The sequence below is a fragment of the Liquorilactobacillus sucicola DSM 21376 = JCM 15457 genome (assembly GCF_000612445.1).
GTDB lineage: Bacteria > Bacillota > Bacilli > Lactobacillales > Lactobacillaceae > Liquorilactobacillus > Liquorilactobacillus sucicola.
This window is the reverse complement of sequence record NZ_BALC01000001.1, coordinates 131,228-150,172: the sequence shown is the minus strand read 5'-3', so window position 1 is coordinate 150,172 and position 18,945 is coordinate 131,228. Positions and strand designations below refer to the sequence as shown.

Annotated in this window: 16 protein-coding genes, 1 tRNA gene, 2 pseudogenes and 1 other annotated feature; of the genes and pseudogenes, 1 reads left to right on the top strand and 18 read right to left on the bottom strand. The window is 39.0% G+C overall.

What is annotated here, in order from left to right; translation table 11 throughout:
• Positions 1-217: 217 nt before the first annotated feature.
• On the top strand, positions 218-526 hold the full coding sequence (locus JCM15457_RS00800; protein ID WP_034986628.1) for a hypothetical protein: 309 nt from the start codon (positions 218-220) through the stop codon (positions 524-526).
• 131 nt (positions 527-657) lie between these two features.
• On the opposite strand, the gene JCM15457_RS00795 is transcribed toward JCM15457_RS00800, so the two are convergent.
• The 18 genes and pseudogenes from JCM15457_RS00795 to JCM15457_RS00710 form a co-directional block, all read right to left on the bottom strand.
• A tRNA-Asn gene (locus tag JCM15457_RS00795) sits at positions 658-729 on the bottom strand.
• Positions 730-852: 123 nt separating this feature from the next.
• Positions 853-1,155: a hypothetical protein gene (locus tag JCM15457_RS00790; protein WP_034986626.1), complete on the bottom strand. Its 303-nt coding sequence runs from the start codon at positions 1,153-1,155 to the stop codon at positions 853-855.
• Positions 1,156-1,486: 331 nt separating this feature from the next.
• Positions 1,487-2,620 (bottom strand): vitamin B12 independent methionine synthase, encoded by a 1,134-nt coding sequence (locus tag JCM15457_RS00785; protein WP_034987431.1) that lies wholly within the window; start codon positions 2,618-2,620, stop codon positions 1,487-1,489.
• 58 nt (positions 2,621-2,678) lie between these two features.
• Positions 2,679-2,909 (bottom strand) — a binding site (T-box leader).
• A gap of 239 nt (positions 2,910-3,148) precedes the next feature.
• On the bottom strand, positions 3,149-3,499 hold the full coding sequence (gene rplS, locus JCM15457_RS00780; protein WP_034986623.1) for a 50S ribosomal protein L19: 351 nt from the start codon (positions 3,497-3,499) through the stop codon (positions 3,149-3,151).
• Between the two features lie 94 nt (positions 3,500-3,593).
• Positions 3,594-4,337, bottom strand: coding sequence for a tRNA (guanosine(37)-N1)-methyltransferase TrmD (gene trmD, locus JCM15457_RS00775; protein WP_034986621.1), 744 nt, complete (start codon positions 4,335-4,337; stop codon positions 3,594-3,596).
• Positions 4,334-4,852, bottom strand: a complete 519-nt coding sequence (gene rimM, locus JCM15457_RS00770) for a ribosome maturation factor RimM (RefSeq protein ID WP_034986619.1) — start codon at positions 4,850-4,852, stop codon at positions 4,334-4,336. Before rimM ends, trmD begins: the two co-directional genes overlap by 4 nt.
• A 67-nt stretch (positions 4,853-4,919) precedes the next feature.
• Positions 4,920-5,168, bottom strand: coding sequence for a KH domain-containing protein (locus JCM15457_RS00765; RefSeq protein ID WP_034986617.1), 249 nt, complete (start codon positions 5,166-5,168; stop codon positions 4,920-4,922).
• A gap of 11 nt (positions 5,169-5,179) precedes the next feature.
• Entirely contained in the window at positions 5,180-5,455 is a 276-nt protein-coding gene (gene rpsP / locus JCM15457_RS00760; protein WP_034986615.1) for a 30S ribosomal protein S16, read from the bottom strand.
• 120 nt (positions 5,456-5,575) lie between these two features.
• Positions 5,576-7,009 carry a signal recognition particle protein gene (gene ffh, locus JCM15457_RS00755; protein WP_034986612.1) on the bottom strand — a complete coding sequence of 478 codons (1,434 nt, stop codon included), beginning with the start codon at positions 7,007-7,009 and terminating at the stop codon, positions 5,576-5,578.
• Positions 7,010-7,025: 16 nt separating this feature from the next.
• Positions 7,026-7,364: a putative DNA-binding protein gene (locus JCM15457_RS00750; RefSeq protein ID WP_034986610.1), complete on the bottom strand. Its 339-nt coding sequence runs from the start codon at positions 7,362-7,364 to the stop codon at positions 7,026-7,028.
• A gap of 22 nt (positions 7,365-7,386) precedes the next feature.
• Positions 7,387-8,396: pseudogene (gene ftsY / locus JCM15457_RS00745) on the bottom strand (signal recognition particle-docking protein FtsY).
• A gap of 51 nt (positions 8,397-8,447) precedes the next feature.
• Positions 8,448-11,996, bottom strand: a complete 3,549-nt coding sequence (smc, locus tag JCM15457_RS00740; protein WP_034986608.1) for a chromosome segregation protein SMC — start codon at positions 11,994-11,996, stop codon at positions 8,448-8,450.
• Positions 11,997-12,029: 33 nt separating this feature from the next.
• The gene (gene rnc, locus JCM15457_RS00735; RefSeq protein ID WP_034987430.1) at positions 12,030-12,725 is read right to left on the bottom strand and encodes a ribonuclease III; all 696 of its coding nucleotides are present in this window, start codon (positions 12,723-12,725) and stop codon (positions 12,030-12,032) included.
• 212 nt (positions 12,726-12,937) lie between these two features.
• Positions 12,938-13,180 carry an acyl carrier protein gene (gene acpP, locus JCM15457_RS00730; RefSeq protein WP_034986606.1) on the bottom strand — a complete coding sequence of 81 codons (243 nt, stop codon included), beginning with the start codon at positions 13,178-13,180 and terminating at the stop codon, positions 12,938-12,940.
• Positions 13,181-13,215: 35 nt separating this feature from the next.
• Complete coding sequence (gene plsX, locus JCM15457_RS00725) at positions 13,216-14,244, bottom strand: phosphate acyltransferase PlsX (protein WP_305068753.1); 1,029 nt, start codon at positions 14,242-14,244, stop codon at positions 13,216-13,218.
• A 13-nt stretch (positions 14,245-14,257) separates the two neighbouring features.
• A pseudogene (recG, locus tag JCM15457_RS00720) lies at positions 14,258-16,299 on the bottom strand (ATP-dependent DNA helicase RecG).
• Between the two features lie 97 nt (positions 16,300-16,396).
• The gene (locus tag JCM15457_RS00715) at positions 16,397-18,088 is read right to left on the bottom strand and encodes a DAK2 domain-containing protein (RefSeq protein WP_034986604.1); all 1,692 of its coding nucleotides are present in this window, start codon (positions 18,086-18,088) and stop codon (positions 16,397-16,399) included.
• 44 nt (positions 18,089-18,132) lie between these two features.
• On the bottom strand, positions 18,133-18,495 hold the full coding sequence (locus JCM15457_RS00710; RefSeq protein WP_034986602.1) for an Asp23/Gls24 family envelope stress response protein: 363 nt from the start codon (positions 18,493-18,495) through the stop codon (positions 18,133-18,135).
• Positions 18,496-18,945: the final 450 nt, after the last annotated feature.

The window sequence follows — 18,945 nt, the reverse complement described above, 5'->3', positions numbered from 1 at the left end:
TTTTCTTAACCTCACACAGTTTTTTATTGAAATATAAACAATGGCTTAAGTTGGTAGGCTTCCAAAGTGAATTTCCTTTTCTTTTACATAATTTATTATAACTTAAATCTATTATAATTCATTATTTTGAGTTAAATGAACTTACTATCCTGTCGATTATTAGAGTAATATTGTTTTGGGGAAAATAAGCACTAACTAAATTACTGGAGGTAAATTCATGCACATGAAAGTAAAATTTTTTACATTAAAAGGGATAAGGATAAATGAACTTCAAAGCGAGTCTATCCGCTTACTATTAGAATATAAGGCGGATGGAACATTCGATAAAATCGTTCTCCTGACAAAACAGTGGACACTTAATGATTATATTTTTGACCTTTCACTCAAAGGCGGCTTGTTAAAAATAAATCCTTCGAATGAGACATCAAAAAAATATTTAGATGAAAATGAGGAAGAATTCAAAGTTGCGGTTAACAATATCAATTGCGATATTATCAAAAAATTGACTGCTAACATTTTATTCTAAGCACTGAATGATTTTCCCCTAGACAATAAAAACCCACCTTCTACTAGAGAAGATGGGTTCTTAAAAACTCATTTATTCATCCTAAGCCGTCACGTACTCCTTCAAAAAATAGCCGAGTTTTCATACTATGACTGCTCAGGTAGGATTCGAACCTACGACCTCTTGATTAACAGTCAATTATTCTACCACTGAACTACTGAGCAATATGCTCCTAAATATACTACAGTACCTGCTAGATGTAAAGTCAAAAAACTAGGCCGCAAGAACTTCACCGGCCCACTTACCTTCTCGTAGCCGCTAGAGTAAGAAAAGTTGCCCAGTATAAATTACTGAATAATATTATCCTTTATACTATCAAAAAGAATCTTATCGATCTTAAAAGCATTCCTTACATCAATCTTGCTTAGCGTAAACTTGCTAGGTTCTTTCAAAAGACTTGTACCGTCCATATTTTTTATGTTAGCAATCTCTAAATGGTTCTCATTCGAAATAATAATCAAAGAACCCTCCCCACTGTAATATGACCCGTTGGGAGACTCATCTATCATTTCATTATCGGTTCCCCTATAGACACCTTGTACCTCTTTACCATCAACTAAAAGTGTAACTGGTTTTATAACCCTAGCCATTTTTTATATGCTCCTTTTAAATAATTTTACCAAAACATGCATCCTAAAAATACAGGAATGATGGACAAGGGCACCATACAGCGTGTGTACAGTGCCCTCTAATTAAGTTGGTTACATCAAATTTCTTTAAAACTTTATTACAAGAACCGAATCCAAACTCTAGCTTCCACCGAATTCGCCCCAACCTCTACGGATTCATTGCAGTTCCAAGACTGCGCCTCTATCATGAAAGATCCTTACAAATTAAAACCCGATCTATAAATTAAATAACGCTCAATGTATCTAAATTATATCACAATTTCTCTATTAATCCTAATAATAGGCAAACTAATCATTCACGCTGCCAAACTTCATCAGCAATTTCTTTAACCAAATCAATTTTAGCCCATTGCTGTGACTCTGTTAGTGCATTTCCTTCCTCAGTTGAGGCAAAGCCGCATTGTGTGGAAAGCGCAAGATTCTCTAATGGAACATAATTCGCTGCTTCTTTGATTCTGGCAATTACACTTTCTTTTTTCTCCAACTGGCCTTCTTTCGAAGTGATCAGTCCTAGCACAATTCGCTTTTCTTTACGACCATTAAAAATGGTCTTTAGTGGCTCAAAGTCTCCAGACCTCTCATTATCATATTCCAAAAAGAACCCATCATAATTTAACTGCGCTAAGTACTTTGAAACTGCAGCATAACCACCAGAAAAAAGAAAGGTCGATTTGAAATTTCCACGGCAAATATGTGTTGTGACTGTTAGATCTGTAGGTAAACCTGTTAGAAGTTCATTAATGACTGCGACCGCTTCTTTCGCCAAAGTCTCATACTTACTGTATTCTTTTGGGTCATTCTTAGTCTCATTCAGCTTACTAATCAAAAATGCCCATGTAGTATCATCGATTTGGACATAGCGCGCGCCCAAATCATAAAAGTGTTGTATTGTTTCATGATACGCCTTCGCTAAGTCATGCAAGTAATCTTCGCGCTGTTCATAAAAGTCTTGCCATTTATCTGAACGATTATCGCGAAAAAGCATTGTTGGTGAGGGTATGGTTTGCTTCGGGACAATCCCCGCTGGTGTTGTGGTCTTTAGATAACTAAAGGCCGCAAAAAACGGGTGCGCGGGATTATATGCAATTTTTCCATTCAATTCAGCATTATCTGTCCGAGTTTTGGCACCCTTGAAACGATAGCTGCGCTGATAATCATACTTGGCAACTCCTTTAAGTCCCCATAAAAAGTCTAAATGCCACCAGCTACGGCTAAATTCACCATCAGTAACTGCTTTTAAACCATGACTAACTTCCTTTTGAATAAGGTCTTTAATTTGTCCCTGCTGAACTGCTAGAAATTCATCCTCACTCAACTCACCGGTACGATGTTTTTTTAGAGCATCTTTAAGTTCCGCTGTCCGTAAGAAGCTGCCTACAACATCATAACGAAAAGGACCTACTTTCAATTCATTTTGAATTGTCATAACTAATTCCCCCTTAATTGCATAAATAAAAAAGCCCTGCTTCTGCATGTTATGCAAAAACAAGGACGAATAAATCGTGTTACCACCTTAATTTAAAATCAACTCTCATCAATTTTCTCATTGGGTCAAAACCCCAGCGCTTTAATGGGCGTACCCATGCAGGTCTAATTATTCGACCTACAATCTTCATTGAAAGACCATCTTCAACCAACACCATGACTCCTTCTCACCTACCAGGAGCTCTCTAATGGCAACTATGTTGGTCTACTCATCTTCTCGATATTTTCGCTATTAAGTTATGTAAGTAATCTTAGGACAACTTACCTACGATGTCAATAGTTCCTCTTAATTTGCACCATGCTCTAAACTGTCCTCTAATTCGCTGCAATTTTACCTTTTTGCTCTGCTTTGAAAACATTCAGTCACTCAGACAAAAAATTTTATGCTTTTGCTAGCCTACATGGATTTTTAAAAATGTGCTGATGATAAAAAACCTTGCTACGACAGCAAGGTTTTTCTGAATAACACTTATTTACGACGTTTTTCAGGGATACGAGCTGCTTTACCATGCAATGCACGTAAGTAATACAGCTTAGCGCGACGTACGCGACCCTGATGAATAACTTCAATCTTTTCAACACGTGGTGTATGAACTGGGAAAGTACGTTCAACCCCAACACCATTACTGATCTTACGAACAGTATAGGTTTCACTAACACCTTGACCACGACGTTTGATAACAACTCCTTCAAAAAGCTGGATACGTTCGCGTGTACCTTCAACAATGCGAGCGTAGACACGAACAGTATCTCCTGCTCTGAAATCAGGAATGTCATCACGTAATTGAGACTCAGTAATTTTTTGGATCAATGGATTCATAATTTTTCTTCCTTTCACCGACATTCATGTCCGATTGCAGCGGAATATCGTTACTGTGGCATAAGCCGACTTTAAGTTTATCACAACTGTTATTTCAGTTCAAGTCACGCTGTGATTTTTTTAACACCTGCAACCATTTTTTCTGCTTTTCATCCAATGTTGCGGTTTCTAAAAGATCTGGCCGTCTCTCGAGTGTTCTCCGTAATGACTCCTTTCGGCGCCAATCGTCTATTTTTTGGTGATTTCCACTTAAAAGTACGTCTGGCACTTTCAATCCTCGATATTCTGCCGGGCGCGTGTATTGTGGATACTCCAGTAGCCCGTCTGAGAATGAATCTCCTGGTGCCGATTCATTATTTCCTAAAACTCCCGGTATCAAGCGAACTGTTGCATCAATAATGACCATTGAGGCCAATTCTCCACCTGTCAAGACGTAGTCTCCCAAGGAGATTTCATCGGTTACCTTTGTTCTAATCCGTTCATCGTATCCTTCATAGTGTCCGCAGATAAAAGTCAGATGTTCTTTAGCAGCAAGCTCTTTGGCAATATTTTGATCGAACTTGCGTCCAGCAGGATCGAGCAAGATGACGCTCCCCAGCCCATTGTTTTTTTGGTCAATTGAATCCAAAGCATCAAACAGCGGTTGAACCTGCAGCAACATTCCTGCCCCACCACCATATGGATAGTCATCAACATGCTTCTGCTTACTTTTGGTATAATCACGATAGTTTGTGATATCAACATCTAATATCTCTTTCTCAATCGCTTTTCCTATAATTGATTGCGTTAGCGGACCGGTGAACATTTCCGGGAACAAGCTCAAAATATCAATTTTCATAAATCATCCAACCCATCTAAAAGTTCGACATTTACCGTGCCGGCTTCAATATCTACCCTTTTAATAACATCTTTTATGGCTGGTAAAAGAAGGTCCTTTTTACCTGAGCGTTTTACCACCCAGACATCATTAGCTCCAAGGGTTAAAATTTCTTTTATTGTTCCAAGCATCTCTCCAGAATTAGTAATAACACGCAGCCCCACTATCTGATGATGGTAGTATGCTTCGCCAGCAAGTGGTTTTTGCTCTTGTTCAGACACCATTAATTTGCAACCCTTGTACTTCTCTATCAAGTTGATATCTTCCATCCCCTCAAAAATCAACAGTTGGAACTGTTTAAAGCTTCGTGCATTTTTAATTTTGAGAGCGACTGGTTTTTTATCTCCATCTCGAGGAATATAGAGAATTTTTCCTTTTTTAAAACGTTCATCTGCAAAGTCCGTCGTTATAGCTACTTTTACCTCGCCTTTAATACCATGCGTGTTCACAATCTGACCTACTTCATAGTACCTCATCTTTTCTCCCTTCTAAGTAAAAGAAAACCTCTGAATAAAACATTGCTGCTTCATCAGGAGGTTTTCATTAATCATTTATGATATTCAGACGAACTCGGTGAGAATCGTCTCTGCATACACTATACACAATAGTCCGAATTGCTTGAGCTATCCGACCTTGTTTTCCGATTACTCGTCCGACATCCTTGGGAGCAACCCTTAGGTTAAAATTAATAAAATGGCCTTCCTCGACAAGCTGTAACTCAATCTTATCAGGTTCAGCGACTAGCGGTTTGACAATCGTTATAATTAATTGTTTCACATCTGCTTTTGCCATTTTACTTAACCTTATTTCTTGGAAAATTTAGCTTCATGAAATTTCTTCATGATTCCTTCTTTAGCAAGAATGTTGCGCACAGTATCTGAAGGTTGAGCTCCATTGTTCAACCAATTTAAAATACTTTCTTCTTCAAGTGTTACTTTCTCAGGTTCTGTTAATGGGTTGTACGTACCAACATTTTCGATGAAACGGCCATCACGTGGCGAACGTGAATCCGCAACAACAATACGATAAAATGGTCGTCTCTTAGAACCCATACGTTTTAAACGAATTTTAACTGACATTGAATACACCTCCTAATATCTTCTCAACGATAAATAATATACCAGTAATTCAAGCAAGTGTAAAGCATTATTTCTTGACAGAGCCAAAAAAATATTTTTTTATTCCAAATTATACGGTTTTCACTTGCGTTTACGTTTGCTTCGTAGCCTTTTTATTTTTCTTTTTTTGTTTTTGCGAGCCATTGAATTCATTGACATTTTAGCCAATTTTCCGGAAATACCCTTACCGAACATTCCTTCCATACCAGAAAAATTCCCCTTCGAAACCTTGCTCATCATCTTTTTCATCTGATTGAATTGCTTGATCATTCGATTGACTTCTTGAATTGGGCGACCTGAACCAGCCGCAATTCTCCTGCGTCTGCTGGGATTAAGCACATCTGGATCTTCACGCTCTTGGGCTGTCATCGAATACACAACTGCTTTGGTATGTTCAATATCCTTAGGATCCACTTTGACATTTTTCAGTGCTGGATTGTTAGCCATTCCCGGGATCATTTTGATAATATCTTCCATCGGGCCCATCTTTTGCAACTGCTCCATTTGATCAATGAAATCATTAAAATCAAAGCTGTTTTCACGCATCTTAGATTGGACTTCCAAAGCTTTTTTCTGATCAAAATCTTGTTGAGCCTTCTCAATAAGAGTTAGCATGTCTCCCATTCCAAGAATGCGTGATGCCATGCGGTCCGGATAAAAAATGTCCAAGTCCGTCATCTTTTCGCCTTGACCAACAAATTTGATTGGTTTACCTGTTACAGCACGGATCGACAAAGCTGCGCCGCCACGTGTATCACCATCAAGCTTTGTCAGAACAACTCCAGTAACATCAAGCTGTTCATTAAATCCTTTGGCAACATCAACTGCGTTTTGCCCAGTCATTGCATCGACTGTCAGCAAAATTTCATTGGGATTTGCAAGTTTTTTTATTTGTGCTAATTCATCCATTAATTTTTCATCAATTTGTAACCGCCCAGCAGTATCAATGATGATATAATCATTATTCTTCTCACGTGCATGTTCAAGCCCTTGACGGACGATCTCTACTGGTGAAACGTCTGTTCCCAACGAAAAAACAGGAACCTTGATATTCTCACCCAATATCTTCAATTGGTCAACAGCCGCAGGACGATATATATCTCCTGCTATCAGCAACGGCCGTGCATTTTGCTCTTTCTTTAATTTCAGAGCAAGTTTGCCTGCCGTTGTTGTCTTCCCAGCCCCTTGAAGACCAACCATCATGATAATAGTTGGAATCTTAGGTGCTTTGTTGATTTCTGCAACCTCTGACCCCATAACCTTGGTCAGTTCTTCATTCACAATTTTGACGATTTGCTGGGCGGGGGTCAAGCTCTCTAAAACTTCCGCACCAACAGCTCTCTTCCGAACCTTCTTGACAAAATCTTTTACGACTTGAAAATTAACGTCAGCTTCGAGCAAAGCCAAACGTATCTCACGCATAACTTCTTTTACATCTGTCTCGCTGACTCTTCCTTTACGTTTTAGTTTGCTGATTGCACCCTGTAATCGTTCAGTTAAACCTTCAAATGCCACCTCTAGCCACCAACTTTCATTCTTCTAAATCTTCTAACTGCTTTGCCAAACTCAGCAGTACACTGTCATTCGGGTAATTTCTCTTAACATATTCTGTAAGTTCATCAACCTTGTTATTCTGAAGTTGAAACCGTTGAAACAAATGCAGCTTAGCTTCATAGTTTTCAAGGATTCTTTCGGTCCTCTTTATATTATCATAAACAGCCTGCCTTGAAACGTCATAGTTTTCAGCAATTTCACCCAAAGAATAATCATCGCGATAGTAAAGTGCGATATACACCACTTGTTTTTTTGTCAACAGCGGTTCATAAAATTCAAAAAGCGCGTTTATTCGATTTGTCTTTTCGATAGCCATTATACTCACACCTGCTTATCTGTTAGTCATCTCCGTTTGTTCCATCAAGCAATCCTTTAAATAAACCCAAAACAAACTCCTCTGGTGCAAAGTCACGCAGATCATCCATTTTTTCACCTAGACCTACTAATTTGACTGGCAAATGCAGCTCATTACGAATAGCCAGCACGATCCCCCCACGCGCTGTACCATCCAGTTTAGTTAAAACTATCCCTGTCACTTTGGTTACGTCCTTAAATTGCTTAGCTTGCGTCAAAGCATTCTGTCCAGTGGTTGCATCTAGTGCTAAGAGGATCTCCTGCGGTGCTTCTGGAATTTCACGCGTGATGATTCGTGAAATCTTAGCAAGTTCATTCATTAAATTAACTTTGTTCTGCAGCCTACCAGCAGTATCAACTAATAAAACATCATAATTTTCTTTCTTTGCCCTTTTTATCGCATCAAAAACAACTGAAGCTGGATCGCTTTTCTCAGGACCGCGCACAACGGTCACATCAACTCTTCGCCCCCACTCAACAAGTTGTTCTGTTGCACCAGCACGAAATGTGTCTCCGGCAGCGAGCATTACTTTTTTGCCTTCCTGTTTGTAACGATGTGCCAGCTTCCCTATCGTTGTCGTTTTTCCAACACCATTGACCCCAACAAAGAGAAAAACAGTCAACCCATTTTCTGCAAAATGAAGTTCTTTGTCCTCACCTGATCCTTCTTCCTCATAGAGGTTGACGAGTTTTTCAATAATTGTACGTGAAACGTCAGCTTTAGATTTAACGTTCTTGAGCTTAACCTCTTGTTCAATTCGTCACTAATTCTAACAGCTGTATCGAACCCAACATCTGCCTCGATTAAAGTCTCCTCTAAATTGTCAAAAAAGTCTTCATCAACCGTCCTGAAATTGGCAAATAACTCATTCAGTTTATCACCGAAAGTTTTACGGGATTTTTCAAGCCCTTTATCATATTTTTCTGTTTCTTCACTTCGCTGTTCTTTTTCTTCGCCACTAAAAGCACGTTTTAATTTATCAAAAAAGCCCATTCTAGCCCTCCTTAAAATAAGTTACCATGTTCCTTCTTTCCGAACACGCCTTTACTCTATATTCTCCAAAGATACCGAAACTGTATTGGAAACACCGGATTCTTGCATCGTAATCCCATAAAGGACATCAGAATGCTCCATCGTTCCCTTTCGATGTGTAATAACAATGAACTGTGTTTGCTCATGAAAATTCTGTAAATAGCGGGAATAGCGTTCAACATTGGCATCATCTAATGCTGCCTCAGCTTCATCAAGGATCACAAAGGGAACAGGCTTAACTTTTAAAATCGCAAATAGCAGTGTAATTGCAGTCAATGCACGTTCACCACCCGAAAGCAGGGATAACTGTTGCAGATTTTTTCCTTCTGGTTGCGCCATTATCTCAATCCCTGTTGTCAGTAGGTCATCTGGTTCAGTCAACTTTAATGTGGCCCGACCACCATCAAAAATCTGGGGAAATATGAAACTGAACGCAGAAGCCACTTCTGCGAATGTTTTAGCAAAACGCATTTTAACCTCATTGTCCATCTCAAGCATACTTTTTTGCAACTGTTCTTTTGCAGTTATAAGGTCATTTTGCTGCAGTGATAAAAATTCGTAACGTTTGTTCACACGTTCATATTCATCAATCGCTCCTAGGTTGACTTTACCCAGTTCAGAGATACCTAATTTCAAAAGTTTTAGTTTATGTTGAATGTGTTCCAAGTCTTCCTTAGACTTTTCAATGGCAGCTTTTTCATAAGTTAAATGATAACTGTCAGACAATTCATTTAGACTATGATCCAACACTGTATTCAACCGGCTTAATCTAATACTCTGTTTTCTTTTTCTATCAAAAACGATTTCCTGCAACCCATTCAATCTTTCTAGAGCATTCTCAGCCGCTACTGCCTGCTCATGAACTTGCTCTCTTTTCAATCTGCTATCGTCAAGTTCTTTTTCCGCAGCAGTACGTTCTCTTGAATATGCCTTGAACCTAGAAATGATATCGGAGCTCTTCAACTGCCTTAATGATTGTTCTTTTTTTATTTCGCCCAACATCTTTTGAGCCTTAGAAATCAATGTTGCTAATTGTGTGAGCTGATTATCCGTCTCATCTAACTGAATAGAAATAGTATGGACCCTTTCCTTAACAACCGCATGTTGCTGATGAGCTTCACGCAAAAGCTGCTCATTTTTCTTATGCAGCTGCGCTAGATCAACCATTCCTTTTTTTTGCTCATCATATTCCTTACGCATTCGTGTTAGTTCCTGCGAAACTTGAACCAGTGAACTCTGAAGTGAAGTTTGACTTGTCGTGAAAGTTTGGCTCTCAGATTGTGAATCTTCAAACTCATTCTGTTGTAATTCGAGTTGTTCTTTTTGATATTTTAAATCTTTTTGCATAAGTGCGAGTTCACTCTGTAGACTTTGAAATTGTCTTTGTCGTTCCGCTAATTCTTTATTCTCAGTCGTCAGCGCTGATTCAAGGTTTTCTTTTTGCTGTTGCAACTCTGCACCCTTAAGTTCTAAGACGTCCATCTTGCTCTTCATCGTTGCAATATTTTTTGCCAACTGTGTTACTTTTTGCTTTTGTTCCAACAACCCCGCACGCCGTTGTTTTGTGCTTCCCCCAGTCATTGAACCTCCGGGGTTAATGATATTTCCTGCTAAGGTTACAATTCTCAGACTGTGTCCTAACGCATGTTCAACTTGAATGGCGTTATCCATATTCTCAACTACCACAGTCGTTCCTAATAGATACTCTAAAACAGGCACATCTTCTTTGTTGCTGCACCCGACCAGTTGGTTGGCTGGGCCTAAGACACCAGTGATTCCAGCCAAGATCTTGCGCTGTGCAGTATTTATCACATGCCGCCGGACGGTGGTTCGAGGTAAAAAAGTAACCCGTCCCAATTTATTTTTAGTTAAAAAAGCAATTGCTTTTTTAGCTGCTTGTTCGTTGGTAACAACTACATTTTGCAGTTGTCCCCCCAAAGCCATTTCAATTGCATGTGCAATCTTAGAAGGAACATCTAATATTTCTGCAACTGGACCGACAACTCCAGTTAGATGCTGCCGCTCATTTAGAACTTCTTTGACACCCAAATAATAACCAGCATAACTTGCAGTAATATTTTTCAAACTGTCATATTGAGCTTGAGCTTTTTGGAATATTTCCAATGCTTTATACCATTGCTGCTTGTGAAGGTCACTTTCTTCTTTTAACTTGCCTAATTGGCCCTGGTGTTCAGCAACCTGCTTATTCAAGCTAATAATCGTCTTTTGAAGCTGTGCAGAATCAGCTTGGAGCTTGTGTTGTTTTTCTTTCAGCAAGACAATTTTTTGTTGGAGTCCATTAATTTTTTGATTAACAACATGTTTAGTTGAAGTTCGCCTTTTTTCTTCTTTTTCTAAATAAGCTACCCTATTTCTAAGCGTGGTTTGTTCCTGCATTTTTTCAATAATTGTGGAACGCAGTTGTTCAATTCTTTTTTCAACATCAGCCTCGTCAACTGCTGCTTTTTTAGTCAAATCAGAAATTTTTGTACGCCAATGTTCTAATTCTTCCTTGGTATTCTGCAATTCTGCTGCTAATTTTTTTCTTCTAGTTTTGCTAGTCGTTAAGTTTATCTGATTATCTTCAAGTTGTTGTTCAAGCTCTTTTCGACGTGTTTCTTGAAATTTGCGTTCTTGCTGAGACATATTTTTCTGTCCACTAAGCCGCTCACTTTCGCGTGTAATTCTAACCAGTTGTTCTTGAAGCTGATCTATTTTTTTATTTAACTGCTTTTCCTGCAGGTGCAAATCGTTAGCTGTATTTTGCTGCCCTTGCAGATTCTTTTTTCGCTCAACTATTTCTTCATCTATTTTTTTTATCTCATTTTCTATCTTTAAACATTCACTTTTAATACTACTTATCTCAAGAACTAAGCGTTTGATATTGTAGCGATCAAATTCCTTTTTCTGAACCAAATAATCTTTGGCAATACTACTCTGCTCTTTCAGAGGTTCACGCTGCTTTTTTAATTCATCGACAATATCGGCGACGCGCTCCAAATGGTCTTTGGTCTCTGCCAGCTCTAATTCAGCCTTTTGCTTCTCTTTTTTATATTTAAAAACACCCGCCACTTCTTCAATGATCGCACGTCTTTCTTGTGGCTTACTGTTAAAAATCGCCTCAACTCGACCTTGAGAAATAATTGAAAAAGATTCACGACCTAAGCCAGTATCCATAAATAGATTGACTATATCTTTCAAGCGCACTTGTTGCCCATTAATCAAAAAATCGCTATTTCCATCACGATATATTTTTCGTGCCACTGTTACTTCATCACTTTTGATATTCAGATAATGATCATGATTATCAAAAGTAATCAGAACTTCAGCGCGATTAAGAGCTGCTCGTTCACTCGAACCCGCAAAAATAACGTCAGGCATTTTTCCACCGCGTAGATTCTTAGCCGACTGTTCCCCTAAAACCCAGCGAATAGCCTCAATAATGTTGCTTTTTCCACTGCCGTTCGGCCCAACAATCGCCGTCATTCCCGGCTGAAAATTAATTTCAGTTTTATCTGCAAAGGACTTAAAACCATTAATGACTAGGGACTTGAGTTTCATAAAACGACACTCCTTTTTACCTTAGCTTGATAGTCACTTGCCATTAATTTTTTTTAATGCGTCACTTGCTGCTGCTTGTTCCGCGGCTTTCTTTGAGTGCCCTGTGCCGGTCCCGCTGACTTTGCCATTGACACTGACTGCCATTGTATACTGCTTATCATGTTCAGGTCCCTTGTCCATGACCTCATCGTATTCAATATCTACGTTACCGTTTTTTTGAAGATATTCTTGTAATTCGGTCTTATGATCCAACAAATGATCGAACCAACCCATATCTAATTTTGGAAAGACTACTCGCGCGATAAACTTATCAACAGCTTTCTTACCCTGATCTTGGTAAAGTGCCCCTACAAAGGACTCGAATATATCACAAAGAAGGGATGGCCGTTGACGCGCATTTGCTTTTTCCTCACCCTTTCCAAGTCGAATGTATTCATCAAAGTTACACTCCTTGGCAAATTTACTGAAGCTGTCCTCACAGACCATGGCCGCACGTAAGCGCGACAGCTTTCCTTCCGGAAGCATTGGATAACGCACAAAAAGGTACTCAGAAACGCACAATTGCATTACTGCATCACCCAAAAACTCAATTCGCTCATAATATTTAAGGTGCTCTCTAGGATGCTCATTCGCATAAGAAGCATGCGTAAACGCCTCATCTAATAAATCCTGGTTTTTAAAATCAATTCCAAATTCTTTCTTTAGTTTTTCTGCTAATCCGATTATCACTTTTTCTTCTCCTTTAATCAATTCAGTATTTATATTATACCCTTTCATGGGCTGTGAAACAAAGTTTACTCCCCTCAAAAAAGCAATTACAGCTGATTACACGTGATTCTACATATCTATAAAAAATAGCTGATATTAAAAAGGCTGGGACAAAAAAATATCTGTCCTAGCCTATTACACTCGCTTGTTTTTGGTTAAAAGGTTAACTTATCCTACGCTTGATTATTTTTGATATAGTTAACAACATCGCCGACCGTTTGGAGTTTTTCTGCATCTTCATCAGGAATCTCTGCACCAAAAGTGTCTTCAAGTTCCAGCACAAATTCAACTATATCAATTGAATCAGCGTCTAAATCAGAAGCAAAAGTAAGATTTGGCGTAATTTTACTTAAGTCCAGCTCAAAGCGCTCGTGAATAATCTTGGCAATTTTATCGAAAATTTCTTTTTCAGTCATTTTTTTCCTCCAAAAATTTTTAATTGTAAAACTAATTATTTATCTGTTTTAGTAGAAAGATTATGTTGACTAAAGTAATCAACAAAATCCGGAATCATTTTACCTTCAATCATAGTGTGAATCTGTTTAAGCGTATAATAAACCGTCAACTCATCACTAGAGCCATGAGCCTTAACGACCGGTGCTTTGACTCCTAAAAGAACAGCGCCGCCGTATTGAGATTGATTCATTTTCTCTTTCAATTCCATTAAACTTGGTTTTAAAAGTAACGCGCCTATCTTTCCTTTAAAACCACTATTTAAAAGTGCGTCTTTAACAAGATGCATCACAGAAGAAGCTGTCCCCTCAATCGCCTTTAAAACAGCATTACCTGTAAAGCCATCTGCAACAACAACATCAGCCACATCATTCAGGATAGCACTTGATTCAATATTACCCACAAAATTAATAGCAGGATCTTCCTGCAGCAATTTATATGCTTCTTGTGTCACTTTGCTCCCTTTGTGTGGTTCTGTCCCGTTATTCAGCAACCCAATTCTTGGATTTTCAACCTGGCGTACTTTTTGAGCATAATACTTTCCCAAAACCGCATACTGATGAAGATGCTCAGGCTTATTTTCTGCATTGGCACCACTATCTAAGAGATTAAAGGCTCCTGCACTTTCACCGAACATTGGCAGTGTCGACAACAGTCCTGGGCGCGAAATGCCTTTAATTCTCCCAACAATCAGTAAACCAGCTGCTAAAAGTGCTCCTGTATTTCCACACGAAAACACTGCATCTGCTTCATCATCCTTAACTGCTTTTGCTGCTAAAACCATCGAAGCATTCTTTTTGCGTCTAATCGCCCTCACTGGTTCATCATTCATTACAATCATCTCATCAGTATGTGTAATCGTAATTCGTGTCTCATCCTTCAGAAATTTGCGGATCTCGTCTTCTACTCCGAAAAGCAAAAATTCAGTATCCTTGAATTCATCACGTGCACGCTCAACACCAGCGACCACAGCTTGAGGGGCATTGTCCCCTCCCATAGCATCAACTGCAATTTTCAAACCAATCATCCTCTCCTATCAATCAGTCAAAACTGATTCCCTTAGCCAATTCGTATCTTAGGTAATTCAATAATTGCTTGTTTTCACTTTTGTACATAAATTTTGGATCATTGATAATTTCTGCGGCTTCTTGCTGGGCAGACTGCAAGATTCTTAGGTCAGCCACCGGATCTCCTACTTTAAAGTCTGGGGCCCCGCTTGCTTGCTGCCTAAAATATCACCTTGTCCTCGTAATTCAAGGTCCTTTTGCGCAATTACAAAACCATCATTGGTTTCCGCCATTACTTTCATTCTAGAAACACCGTAATCATTTTTAGGATCAGCAATTAAAAAACAATATGACTTTTTTTTACCTCGTCCCACACGCCCACGCAACTGGTGTAATTGTGCTAACCCAAAACGATCAGCATCTAAAATAAGCATCATAGTAGCATTGGGAACATCTACCCCAACTTCAATTACAGTCGTCGAAACAAGCACATCAATTTTTTTGCCTTTGAAAGCCGTCATTATTTCATTTTTTTCCGAACCCTTCATTCGACCATGAAGCAAACCAACATGATATTGCGGTTCAAATTTCTTTTTTAGCTTAGTAAAAATTTCTTCAGCATTTTTCAGATCCATCATCTCTGACTCTTCGATTAAAGGACTAATCACGTAGGCCTGTGAACCAAGACTAAGTTCTTTCTTTAAAAAAGCAAGAGCCTCGCCCAACTGCTTTTCTCTCAGCCAAACAGTCTCAATCGGCAAACGTCCTTGAGGAAGTTCAGTGATAGTAGAAACATCCATCTCACCATACATAGTGATAGCTAATGTTCGCGGAATCGGAGTTGCCGTCATAGCTAAAACATCTGGCAAGTGCCCTTTTTCCTTAAATTTCTGCCTTTGATTGACTCCAAACCGATGCTGCTCATCTGTTACGACTAAACCTAAGTTTTTGAAAACAACATCATTCTGAATCAGGGCATGTGTTCCAACAACAATGTTGATTTTACCATCACTTAGATGTTTCAACAATTCTCGCCTCAACTTGACCTTGCCAGCTGTTGCTCCAGTTAATAAAGCAACAGTCACATCAAAATCGGAGAATAACTGATCTAGCTTTTCAGCATGCTGCTGTGCAAGTATCTCAGTTGGTGCCATCAAAGCGGCTTGAAAATTCGCGGTCACAGCTGCGTATAAAGCTATCGCTGCAACAACAGTTTTCCCAGAACCAACATCTCCTTGAAGTAGTCGATTCATATGAACATTGTGATGCATATCACTACATATTTCGTTAACAACTTTTTTTTGCGCCGAAGTCAATTCAAACGGCAACGCTGCAATAAATTTTTTTAGAAGTTTGTTATCATAACCAATTTTGATACCGCGCTCCTGATGCTCTGTTTTTTTGATAAACTGCAATTTTATTTGAAAGCAGAAAAATTCATCAAAAATAGCAGATCGTCGTGCTAAACGGGCTGCCTTTTGATCCTTAGGAAAATGCATATCATGAATCATCGTCTCACGCGGCAGTAACCTAAATTTATGTCGCGTCTTTTCTGGAATAACATCAACAAGCACATCTTTATACTCATCATAAGCTTGCCTGACAAGTTTCTTAATGGTTGGCTGCTTCACATCCTTTGATGAACGGTAAACTCCAGCAATATCGCTACTCCCCGCTGCATTATAAAGAATCTTCATTCCTGACAGGCGCTGCCTTTTGCTATCCCACTTACCATATATAGCCATTTCTTTGCCAACTTCAACTTTTTGTGCTAAATACGGCTGATTGAAAAAAGTGACCATAATCACATCATGCTCAATAAGCAGCCGAAAATTAAGTCGGCTTTTTTTCCGCCCAAAATGGGTCAGAACAGCCTCCGAAGCCACCGTACCTTTCAATGCGACCTTTTCCTGATCCGCAATCTCACTCAGATTGCGGACAGCAAAATCATCATAACGAAAGGGATAAGCTAATAACAAATCCTCAACCGTATTGAGTCCTAACTTGTTCAACGCAACTGCACTTTTGGGACCGACTCCTTTTAACACACTGATAGGATCAGCCAGACTTTTCAAGTCGTCAGCACCTCCTAAACATTAAGTGATAGCTTACAAATACCAAAAATCTGACTGATCCTTTTGGAATCAATCAGACCTCACAAATATTAAGTCTTTACTCAACTGAAATCAAATATGGGTACACTGGCTGATCACCCTGGTGAATTTCGACTTCAAGGTCCTCGTCCATTTCAAGAGCAGCAGCTTGAATCTCTTCTGCTTCCTGCTTGTCTCCATCTTCGCCATAAATGATCGTCACAATTTCTTTGTCCTCATCTATCATTTTTTTTAACATCATGATTGCTGTTTTCTTCCTGTTAGGATTGGTAACTTTGATTTTCCCGTCAACAATCCCAATATAGTCATCTTTTTTGATATCTTTGCCATCAATAGTCGTATCCCGTACAGAAACAGTAACTTGTCCAGAAACAACAGATGTCAAATCACTTGTCATATGTTCAGCATTTTGCTTAATGGAGTCCGTAGGATCAAAAGCCAGCATCGCTGTCAAACCTTGTGCAATAGTTTTGCTCTTGACAACAGCAACTGGAATCTCAGCTACATCAGCTGCTTGCTGCGCAGCCAAGAAAATATTTTTATTATTCGGCAAAAGGATGACCTTTTCGGCCCTTGTCTGTTTGATTGCTTCAATAATATCCTGCGTACTTGGATTCATTGTCTGACCACCGTTTAAAACATGCGTGACTCCTAATCCTCTGAAAAGCTGACCGACTCCTGAACCGGCAGCAATTGCAATAATTCCGTATCCGTTATTGATGCTTTCTTGTTCCTGTTCTTGTTTTTCTTCTTCTTGGTCATGTTCTAGGATTGTCTCATGTTGCAACCTCATATTATCAACCTTGACCTTGATCAAAGACCCAAAATGTTGTCCATACGCCAGCACTTTACCTGGATGTTCTGTATGAACATGGACCTTAATAACCTCATCATCTGCAACAACGAGCAAAGAATCCCCGATGCCGTTCAGATATTCCCTAAACTCATCGTAATCAAATTTTTGGTCAACCAAACGTCCTGCTCCCAGTCGTACCATAATTTCAGTACAGTAACCGTATTTAATATCGGCAGTATTTAATTGACTCTGCACACTCTTGTGGTGTGCAGCATTGACCATCTCATCCATCTCTTCAACATTCGGCTGATGGACTTCTTCATCTTCTTCAATCTTCTTGCCACTAAGTGCATCAAAAAAACCTTCATAGACAAAAGTCAGTCCTTGACCACCCGAATCAACAACACCTACTTCTTTCAAAACTGGCAGCAATTCAGGCGTCTCTGCCAAAGCAACTTTTGCAGCCTCATATGCGGCCTTCATAACTGCGACAGCATCATCTGTTTTAGTTGCCTCTTTCTTTGCTGCACTGGCTGCCTTGCGTGACACTGTAAGAATAGTTCCTTCCGTCGGTTTCATAACAGCCTTATACGCCGTTTCAACACCACTAGTCAAAGCTGCTGCCAAATCACTAGCTGACAAAGTTTTCTTTTTTTCTGTGCTTTTATAAAAACCACGAAAAATCTGAGACAATATAACTCCTGAGTTTCCTCTTGCTCCCATTAAAAGTCCCTTAGCCAAGCTCGCAGTCAATTCCCCCATGTTGGAAGAAGTTGACTCACTAACATACTTTGCGCCACTAGCAAATGAAAGACTCATATTCGTTCCTGTGTCGCCATCCGGCACAGGAAAAACATTTAATGAATTAATAAACTCTGCATTCTTATTTAACTTTTTTGAACTTATCAGAACCATTTTTCTAAATTCTGAATCAGTAATTTCAGTAACTTTCAAATTTCGTTTTCCTCCTTGGTAATCCACTAATCCATTTCACTCGACTATTCCTCAATTACACGTACACCTTGTACGAAGACATTAACAGAATTAGCAGTTACACCTAACATGGATTCCAAGTTGTACTTGACTTTGTCTTGAACATTGCGACATACTTCTGATATTTTTGTGCCGTAACCTACTATAATGTACACATCTACCGCCACTTCAGCGTCTTCTTGCCGCACAACTACCCCTTTTGAATAGTTATCACGTTTTAAGATTTCATTCAAATTGTCTTTAATTTGATTCTTGCTGGCCATACCAACAATTCCAAAGATCTCAGTCGCTGCTCCACCAACAACTGTGGCAATCACATCATTGCTGATATCGATATTTCCGAATTGCGTTTTGATTTTTACAGCCATAAAATATAGCCTCCTTAATTTATCACACAATCATTAACGATATTTTATCATAAAGTATAAGTCAATACCATGTCAATGGATTAGCGTTATAAAAGAGTTTTGTGCATGACACAGTAGTTGGCTATAAGCAAAGTAAAGCTGCCTGTACAACCCATAAATTTTGTAACCCACCAAAATTAGCGTGCCGTCCTCGCCACCAATGAAAGGAACGTCCTTTTCATTGTTGAGCCAATCACACACACTGATCAACTATAGCTTTTGATGGATTTCATCTATTAGTAGCCTGTTTAGCTTAAAAAACAAATCACTGTATTGCTAGAATCTAAAACTTTTGTCAGTCAGACGTCCTTGTCCTTTTTATTTTCGACTTTTGCTGTAAGTCACAACTGAACTGCCAAGTTATTTTACTTTACAGAAAATTCTTGCATTCAAGAGTCATCTATGATAACT